The organism is Desulfitispora alkaliphila (assembly GCF_050433185.1).
GTDB classification, from domain to species: domain Bacteria; phylum Bacillota; class Desulfitisporia; order Desulfitisporales; family Desulfitisporaceae; genus Desulfitispora; species Desulfitispora alkaliphila.
Genome location: NZ_JBNPXS010000083.1, coordinates 1 through 2144, shown reverse-complemented (window position 1 = coordinate 2144; position 2144 = coordinate 1). Strand labels below are relative to the sequence as shown.

General features: G+C 38.9%; 1 protein-coding gene and 6 tRNA genes. 6 read left to right on the top strand and 1 reads right to left on the bottom strand.

The genetic code is table 11. From position 1 onward, the window contains the following. Positions 1-155: 155 nt before the first annotated feature. Positions 156-1136, bottom strand: a complete 981-nt coding sequence (gpr, locus tag GGQ84_RS15415; RefSeq protein ID WP_429163703.1) for a GPR endopeptidase — start codon at positions 1134-1136, stop codon at positions 156-158. Positions 1137-1459: 323 nt separating this feature from the next. Between gpr and GGQ84_RS15410 the strand changes: the two genes are divergently transcribed. From GGQ84_RS15410 to GGQ84_RS15385, 6 genes are all read left to right on the top strand, one after another. Continuing rightward, positions 1460-1536 (top strand) — tRNA-Arg (locus tag GGQ84_RS15410). Between the two features lie 11 nt (positions 1537-1547). After that, positions 1548-1623 (top strand) — tRNA-Trp (locus GGQ84_RS15405). A 4-nt stretch (positions 1624-1627) separates the two neighbouring features. Beyond that, a tRNA-Ser gene (locus tag GGQ84_RS15400) sits at positions 1628-1720 on the top strand. Continuing rightward, positions 1721-1794: transfer RNA gene (locus GGQ84_RS15395), tRNA-Gly, on the top strand. Between the two features lie 18 nt (positions 1795-1812). Next, positions 1813-1889, top strand: a tRNA-Arg gene (locus tag GGQ84_RS15390). A gap of 12 nt (positions 1890-1901) precedes the next feature. Further along, positions 1902-1978, top strand: a tRNA-His gene (locus tag GGQ84_RS15385). Positions 1979-2144 lie beyond the last annotated feature (166 nt).

Sequence of the window (2144 nt, the reverse complement as noted above, 5' to 3'; positions counted from 1 at the left end):
TGCAATTAACTTAATGAACCGCCAAGTACCGAACGGTATGCTTGGTGGTGTGAGAGGACGGTAGATAAAATAATTATCTACCTCCTACTCGATTACCATTAAGAAAGTATAACTTATTTTCGGATTTAGAAAGCTTGGCAAAAGCTATGTTTACTTTATTGTAAATATAAATAGTTAGCATCAGATGAGATTTCTGGTTGCAATGCTTGTGTCAAACTTGATGCAATAATTTTGCTACTATTTTCAGTTAATTCATCTATTTCTTTAGGTGTTACCATAAGTTGTTTCGCGAAATTACTCAAAACATAATCAATTGATTTAGCTATTTTTTCACTGGTTACATTATCTTCAATATCAGGTATTGTTGGTGCTAACTCTGTTATTAAAGCTTCAACTGTATCATGAGCTATAATTGCTGCATTTACAACGGTGGGAATACCTACAGCAATAACTGGAACTCCGATACTATCCTTGTTAATTCCTATTCGCTTATTACCTATGCCACTACCAGGATTAATTCCTGTATCGGCTATTTGTATAGTAGTTCCAATCCTTTTAACGCTTCTAGATGCTAGTGCATCAATTGCGATAACAAGGGAAGGATTGACTTTATCTACAACACCTTTTATTATTTCAGCGGTCTCAATTCCTGTAATCCCCAAAACACCAGGTGATAGAGCACAAACTGGGCGAAGACCTTGGGTTAATTCCGCTGGGGCATGATCACCTAAATGCCTAGTAACCAAGACATGACTAACCACTTTGGGGCCTAAAGCATCGGGTGTTGCGTGCCAGTTACCTAAGCCTACAATTAAAACTGTTTGACTTTCATCAATCTTTATAAGCCGCTCTAGTTCTAACGCTAATAGGCTTGATATCTCATCGTGCACTTGTTTATTATTTGTTTTGATTTCTGGAGCATCTATGGTTATGTAATTACCCATGGGTTTGTTCATTAATTTTTCAGCGTGTTTGTCAGTAACCTCAATTCGATTTATCTTTGCTTTGTCGTGAGTTATTACTTCCTGTGTAACGCCTGATATTTCTTGTCCTGTCTCACCTCGTACAGCTTCTTCTGCTTCAACAGCTAGGTCTAACTGTATAGAATACTTCTTATAAATATCATCTCTTCGCATGGAAATCACCTCTTATTTTTACTCTAAAGTTATTTTTACCAGTAATGTAATATTTATACGATACTTTGCAAAAAATAAAATGACATTATAACAAACTACTTAATAAAGGGGTGAGGCTGTGTATTGTAATCAATGTAATAGTAAATTAAGAAAAGAAGGTACTAATCTGTACTGTAGCAGATGTAAACGAGCTTATAGATTGGATAGTTTTAATAGAAAAACTCATAATTTAAAGTAAAAACATAGATTTTATAAAAAAAATAAAAAAAGGGGGTTGACGTTTCTGCTTTTTTCGTGTAAACTTAGATTTGCTTTTAAAAATTGTGCCTGTAGCTCAGCCGGATAGAGTGTCTGACTACGAATCAGAAGGTCGGGAGTTCGAATCTCTCCAGGCACGCCATAAAGTATCGCAGGGGAGTAGCTCAATTGGCAGAGTAGTGGACTCCAAATCCATTGGTTGCGGGTTCGATTCCTGTCTCCCCTGCCAACAAGGAGAAGTACTCAAGTGGCTGAAGAGGCGGTCCTGCTAAGACTGTAGGGGGTAATTACGCCCCGCGAGGGTTCAAATCCCTCCTTCTCCGCCAGCGGGTGTAGCTCAATGGTAGAGCCCTAGCCTTCCAAGCTAGTCACGTGGGTTCGATTCCCATCACCCGCTCCATTTTTTTTGTTTAAAACTGCGCCTGTAGCTCAGCTGGATAGAGCAACGGACTTCTAATCCGTAGGTCAGAGGTTCGAATCCTCTCAGGCGCGCCACTAAACTACATGGTGGGTGTGGCGAAGTTGGTTAACGCACCGGATTGTGACTCCGGCATTCGTGGGTTCAAGTCCCATCACTCACCCCATTAATTACCATTTGACATTATTCTGGGTGTTGTGATAAACTATTATAAGTCGCTTAAAACGGCGGCGGAATAAGTTGGTCTTTGAAAACTAAACAGTTGTGCGATTTAAAAAGAAAAGAACCACACAGTTCTTTTGAAGTAATTAAGAAATTAGCCAAAGTTCAAT

Bases quoted from the DNA above. Each gene is read 5' to 3' on its own strand.
- gpr (WP_429163703.1), bottom strand. From the start codon at position 1,136: ATGCGAAGAGATGATATTTATAAGAAGTATTCTATACAGTTAGACCTA.